Raw genomic sequence first — 6,756 nt, 5'->3', positions numbered from 1 at the left:
CCTGTAATGAATCATCAATTTCTAGGTGGGGATGCGAGGTAGATAATTAGCAGTTATTAATTATTAATTATTAATTATTAATTTCCGGGGCGAGGTTGATAATTAGCAGTTATTAATTATTAATTATTAATTATTAATTATTAATTATTAATTATTAATTATTAATTTCCGGGGCGAGGTTATAGAAGAACCCGCCCCTAGAATTATCAATTGTGTGGCCGGAAGGTTGCCCGATCGCCTAAATCTGGTAAATTTAAGGTAACAGTTGAGCAAACAGACGGTAATTGAACCTATGGCACTGATTACAACCGGTGGGAAACTAATTCGAGATTTGGAGTCGGAAGGAGCTTTAGCGCTCTATGTTCCGTTGGAGGGAGGATTTGAGGGACGTTACCGCCGCCGTCTCAGGATAGCTGGTTATACTACCTATAGCCTATCAGCCAGGGGATTGGGTGACTTGGCGGCGTACTTGTTGGGGGTTCATGGTGTCCGACCGCCTCACCTAGGTAAAAAAAGCAGTGGTAATGATGCGGCGGTGGGAGATATTTATTATCTTCCTCCGGTGGTCAACTATCAGTTAGAGAATCTGCCCCCTAACTCCAAGGGATTAGTATTATGGATCATAGAAGGGCATATTTTGTCAAGCCAAGAGGTCGATTTTCTCAGTCGCCTACCGAGTATTGAACCTCGGGTTAAAATTGCCATAGAGATGGGAGGCGATCGCCAATTTAGCTGGAAACCTTTAAAAAATGCGATCGCCGTTGCCTAAGCGCCAACCATTTCCCGCATCCATGTAAACATAGAAAATGTGATCACTACTGATTCCCCTCTAACATCACTGAAAACAGGTCGCTGGTTCAAACTCATTTGTGGAGCCAGTTACCAGCACCTGCCATCAGTGCGCCATTTGGCCCTAGCTTATACCCTAGCGGGGGCGGACTGCATTGATGTGGCGGCGGACCCAGCCGTGATCAAGGCTACCCTGGAAGCGATCGCATTATGTGCTGATTTAGGAAATCAGGCTCGCCGCCGAGGTTTTGGCTATCGAGGGAGACCGTGGTTAATGGTCAGCCTCAACGACGGAGAAGATCCCCATTTTCGGAAAGCTGAATTTGAAGCCACAGCCTGTCCCAGCCATTGTCCCCGTCCCTGTGAAAGCATTTGTCCGGCGGGGGCGATCGCTTTTAGCGACCTACAAGCTGGGGTTATAGATGAACTATGCTATGGCTGTGGTCGGTGTATTCCCGTTTGTCCATCAAATTTGATCCGCGCTCGGTCCTATGTATTTACCCCAGAAGCCGTCGCGCCGCTGATATTTCAAACCGGAGTTGATGCCATCGAAATCCACACCCAAAGCGATCGCGAAGCCGACTTCCGTCGCCTGTGGAATCATATTCAGCCTTGGATACACCAACTAAAAGCGATCGCCATTAGCTGTCCCAACAGCCCCGACCTAATCGATTATTTGTGGAGTCTGCACCAGCTAATCACTCCCCTACCGTCAACAACCGCCTTAATTTGGCAAACCGACGGTAGACCCATGAGTGGCGACATAGGTAGTGGCACCACCAGAGCCAGCATTCAACTGAGCCAAAAGGTGTTATCCGCCCAACTACCAGGATATGTGCAACTAGCAGGAGGCACAAATGATTATACTGTAGCCAAGCTGCGATCGCTAAAACTTCTCCCCGATGAGGGAACCGAGAAAAACTCCACTTCCCCAAAAGTCGCCGGAGTCGCCTATGGTAGCTATGCTCGCACCTTACTTTCCCCCATTTGGGAATCCCTAGAATCTCCTAATCAGGAATCTGACCCCCTAGAAATGTCAAAAATCACTCAATTAGAAACCCAAGCAGACCTACTATGGAAAGCCGTTAACCTAGCAAGTTCCCTAGTTGCCCAAATCAAAGGATTTTGAGGTTTCCTGCCTCCAAATCCCTCAACCAGTTCTCACCCTATTGATTGAACACTTCAACCTGAGAAGTATGCAGATCACAGACGACCTTAACAGATTGCTTGATATTGTTCCCCCAACAGTCCGAAAAAACCTGATCAACCACCCAGAACGCGAATGTTTGATTGAAATAGTTATGGATTTGGGTCGTCTCCCAGAGGCTCGTTTTCCCAGCAATGCCGAATACCTATCCCAACAGCCTGTTACCTGGGATGACTTGGGCCATTGCATATCCCGCATTGGTGAGTTTAGCGGTGACAACCGAGCCGGTATTGAAAAAACCCTACACCGGATTAGTGCCATTCGCAACCGCACCGGGAAAATTATCGGCTTAACCTGTCGAGTTGGTCGCGCCGTATTTGGCAAAATCGGCATGATCCGAGACTTGGTAGAAACCGGAGGCTCAATTTTGATGCTAGGTCGTCCTGGTGTCGGCAAAACTACTGCCCTGCGAGAAATTGCCCGCGTCCTAGCTGATGAACTCCATAAACGGGTCGTAATTATCGATACATCTAACGAAATTGCCGGGGATGGAGATATTCCGCACCCCGCCATTGGACGAGCCAGACGTATGCAGGTAGCCAGTCCAGAACTGCAACATCAGGTCATGATCGAGGCGGTGGAAAACCATATGCCCGAAGTGATTGTCATTGACGAAATAGGCACAGAATTGGAAGCCCTCGCCGCCCGCACAATTTCCGAGCGGGGTGTGCAATTAATCGGAACCGCCCACGGTAACCGCATTGAAAACCTGATGAAGAACCCCACTTTAGCAGATCTGATTGGCGGAATTCAAGCCGTCACTCTGGGAGATGATGAAGCACGGCGGCGGGGTTCTCAAAAAACCGTTTTGGAACGTAAGGCTCCCCCAACTTTTGATATTGCCATAGAAATGTTGGAACGGGAACGTTGGGTTGTCCATGAGTCGGTATCAACTACTGTTGATGGTTTGCTGCGGGGAATGCAGCCGACTTTACAGGTCAGACAAATGAACGATCGCGGTGAAGTCACTGTTACCCAAGAACGTTATAGCACCCCCGCCGCTCGGAATGCGGTGCCAGCAGGAGCATCTACTGGTTCATCCCGACCCTTACCCCCTTTGTCTGCACCGGGTTTGGGGGGTCTGCGGGCTTCCGGGAAAATGATGCCACTTCCCACTAGCACTACTGTTCGCGAAGGGTCTGCGCCGGAAAATAAACCCGCCACCCAGGAATTTGAACAGTTGCTGAATGCCTCCTTTGATAGTCAAGGATTGGGGGATGACAATGGTTTGGATCTGGGGGATAATGGATTTAATGAGGATGATTTGCCTCTGCATATCTATCCCTATGCGATCGCTCGCTATCAGATAGATCAGGTGATTCGCACTCTGATGTTGCCTGTGGTGGTGACTAAGGATATTGACAGTGCTGATGTCGTCTTGGCTTTGCGATCGCATATTCGCAATCAGTCCAAGCTGCGACAAATGGCAAAAAATCGCCATATACCCATTCACACCGTTAAATCTGGCAGTCCCCCTCAGATTGCTAAGGCTCTGCATCGGTTACTACACAGGTCGGATCCTAGCACTCCAGAAGTTCCTGATCTGACTCTGTTTGCTTCCGGGAATTCCTCTGATGAACTCGAAGCCTTAGAGGAAGCCAGACTAGCAGTAGAGGAAATTGTCATTCCCAAGGGTCAACCTGTGGAACTTTTACCTCGTTCCCCAAAAGTGCGAAAAATGCAGCATGAACTGGTCGAACACTATCGCCTGAAATCTAACAGTTTCGGCGAGGAACCCAACCGCCGGATCAGGATTTATCCAGCATAGCAAACACATCACAACTATAGAGGCAGCCTGTTCGGGTTGCCTCCGTTTACAATAGATAATTAAAATATAACTATTTTCCCTTTCAACTTTAGCAAGTTTAAGGAAAAATTAATTCACTCTCTACTGTTCCCTCTTGCCTTTGATAGTGTTGTTTGGGCAAATAACTTAACTTAATGGTCAATGATTCAACAGCTTATTCAACTAATTGCTACCATGACTGGGCTACATATTCGACCCCAGGATTATGGGACTTTCTCCCAAAAAATTTGGCGACGGGTTCAGCAACTACATCTTTCTAGTTTGAATGAATACTATAATTTGCTCACCGCCGCCAATACCGAGAGTCAAACCGAATGGTCGGAATTGATGCCTTTGTTGACCACCACGGAAACCTACTTTTTTCGCGATCGCGGTCAGTTTAAGTTATTGCGTGAGGTCATACTACCCGAGTTGATCGCCGCCCGAAAATCCTCTAAAACTCTGCGTTTGTGGAGTGCTGGATGTTCTACCGGGGAAGAAGCCTACTCTTTAGCTATTTTAGTGCAACAGTTGCTCCCAGACTGGTCAAATTGGTTAATTGAGATTACCGGAACTGATGTTAATGAAGTCGCCCTACAACGCGCTAGAGATGGCGTATATAGCCATTGGTCTTTTCGCATGGTTGACCCCGAGGTGCAACGTCAATATTTCTATCCCCAAGGACAGAATTGGTTAGTTAATCCCGCCGCTAAAAGTTTGGTTAGGTTCCTGAAACTTAACTTGGTGAGTGATAATTGTACCAATGCGATCGCCAGTCTTGGTAAAATCGATTTAATTTTATGTAGAAATGTTTTTGTTTATTTCGAGAAACCCTATATTGTACAGGTTCTGAGAAAATTCTATCAGGTACTTAGGCCCGGTGGGTATCTGATGACAGCCCATGCAGAAATTCAGGGATTATTACTTGATGAGTTTAAAGCCTGCATTTTTCCAGAGTCCGTGATTTATCAACGGGAAAAACCTCCCCAAAATCTCTCTGTATCCTCCCCCAATGTCTCCCTAAACCATCGCCAGCCTTTATCCCCGTTGCTAAATCGAGCCTATTATCACCCCAATGGTAGCCGTTTACCATCCCCTTCTCAACCTCCCGCCAATCACGGTCAACAGAAACAAGGTAATCTCTCGACTTTATCGATTGTACCGCCACCCATTTCCGCGATACCCACTGCATCAGAACAGGCGATCGCCATTAGTCAAAGCCTCGAAGAAGCCAAAAAGCTCATCAACCAAAAAGCCTATAATGAAGCCCTCAAAAAAGTTCAAGAATTTGTCGCTAACCATCCCCAAAATTTTGATGCTCATTATTTAATGGCGAAAATTTATGCCAATAGCGGACAGCATGATCAGGCAATTTTACATTGTCAAAAAGCCTTGGAAATTCAGTCATTATCCATTGAACCTTATTATATTTTGTTGCACATTGCCCAGGAGCAAGGGGACTTACAAAACGCTAAAATTTTCTCCAAAAGAATCATCTATTTATCCGATGTTTCTGCTTCGTCAATTTGCGCTCATCTCGAGTTAGCAACTGTCCACGAAAGGGAAGGAAATTTACCCCAAGCCAAAAAACTGTACTTAACTGCATTATCCCTGTTAAATACAGTTCCTGCCCATCTTCCTGTACCCTATTTAGGGGAAATTTTAGGAGGAGACTTAAAGGCTTATCTCCAACAAAAATTAAATCTGATTTTGTATTAATAAATAAGGCACTGAAAATTATGGAAACTAAACCTTATCTGATGTTTAAGTTGGGAGGATTGAATTATGGCGTAGATGGCTTCTTAGTTCAAGAGATTTTCTCCTTACCTGAACTCACCCCCATTGTCGAAGCAGCCCCCGAATTAGTAGGTATTCTGAATTTACGCAGTGAACTATTATCAATCATTGACTTAAATATTCATTTTGGACTTGCATATAGTCAAAATCCTTATGCAATTGATGATATTATTATTGTCCTACAGTTAGGTGATGAAAAGTTGGGAATTTTGGTGAATGAAGTGTGCGAAGTGCAGATGATTTCCTCCGAGGATATAACCAGTAAGATTCCCTATAGTATGATGGTAGAAATACCAAGTTACCATAGTTCCGGCTCTCATCATCATGCGATCGCTGGATATGCCGAAATTGAAGACCAGATTATTATGATCATAAATCCCGAATCTTTACGGGATCATATTATATCTGATAGTCCCGAAATTATCTCCGATCGCAGTAATTCTCATCGAGATAGTTTAGGGAGTGAAACTCATCGAGATGACCATGATTATCCAGTCCCCAAAAACCGTAAAATTCCCGCTTTCTGTCCTGACGCAACACCAGAAGAAAGGCAGATTTTTCGGGAACGTGCCGAGAATTTGAGGCGCAAGACCGAGAAAGATGAATTGTCCGGGTTAATGTCCTTGGCTGTCATTGGTTTAAACGGTGAATACTTTGGCGTAAATCTCTCGATTATTCGGGAATTTACCGATATTCATAATGTTACCCCTATTCCTTGCACGCCCCCTCATATCGTCGGTAATATGAACCTGCGGGGTGAAATTGTCACCTTGGTTGATATTAGGGGAATTTTGGGTCTACCAATGGATATTAACGGTAATTCTCAAAAAGCCGCGATCGTCCAAGTTGGTGAAGTAGTCGCCGGAATTATTGTTAATGATATTTTTGATGTCACCTATCTAAACCCCTCCGCTATTAAGCTAGTTCCCGCCGCTGTTCATTCTACCCAAGATGAATATTTACGAGGGACAGCAATTTATCGCGATCGCCAAAATCCCCAAGCACAAAACCGGATGATGAGTTTATTAGACCTCGAAAAAATCCTAGTCCAAGAAACCCTGGTAGTTAATGAAGAAATATAAACCAATTGTTAACTAATTATAAAAACTCTATCGTTTGGCATATTCCCGCGTAAAATAGTAGTGATAATCAGAATTTAGCTATTTTTTCAGATTAG

5 protein-coding genes are annotated in these 6,756 nt (G+C 45.2%); all 5 read left to right on the top strand.

What is annotated here, in order from left to right; genetic code table 11:
* Positions 1 to 292: 292 nt before the first annotated feature.
* On the top strand, positions 293 to 769 hold the full coding sequence (locus P5683_RS10735; protein ID WP_006669642.1) for an NAD(P)H-quinone oxidoreductase subunit N: 477 nt from the start codon (positions 293 to 295) through the stop codon (positions 767 to 769).
* Positions 770 to 808: 39 nt separating this feature from the next.
* Entirely contained in the window at positions 809 to 1,918 is a 1,110-nt protein-coding gene (ldpA, locus tag P5683_RS10730) for a circadian clock protein LdpA (RefSeq protein ID WP_006620452.1), read from the top strand.
* A 67-nt stretch (positions 1,919 to 1,985) separates the two neighbouring features.
* On the top strand, positions 1,986 to 3,764 hold the full coding sequence (locus P5683_RS10725) for a R3H domain-containing nucleic acid-binding protein (protein ID WP_006620453.1): 1,779 nt from the start codon (positions 1,986 to 1,988) through the stop codon (positions 3,762 to 3,764).
* Positions 3,765 to 3,944: 180 nt separating this feature from the next.
* Positions 3,945 to 5,501, top strand: a complete 1,557-nt coding sequence (locus tag P5683_RS10720) for a CheR family methyltransferase (protein ID WP_006620454.1) — start codon at positions 3,945 to 3,947, stop codon at positions 5,499 to 5,501.
* Between the two features lie 20 nt (positions 5,502 to 5,521).
* Positions 5,522 to 6,661 (top strand): chemotaxis protein CheW, encoded by a 1,140-nt coding sequence (locus tag P5683_RS10715; RefSeq protein WP_006669641.1) that lies wholly within the window; start codon positions 5,522 to 5,524, stop codon positions 6,659 to 6,661.
* Positions 6,662 to 6,756 lie beyond the last annotated feature (95 nt).

The sequence above is a fragment of the Limnospira sp. PMC 1279.21 genome (assembly GCF_032349615.1).
Classification (GTDB): domain Bacteria; phylum Cyanobacteriota; class Cyanobacteriia; order Cyanobacteriales; family Microcoleaceae; genus Limnospira; species Limnospira fusiformis.
This window is presented reverse-complemented; position numbering and strand designations above follow the sequence as displayed.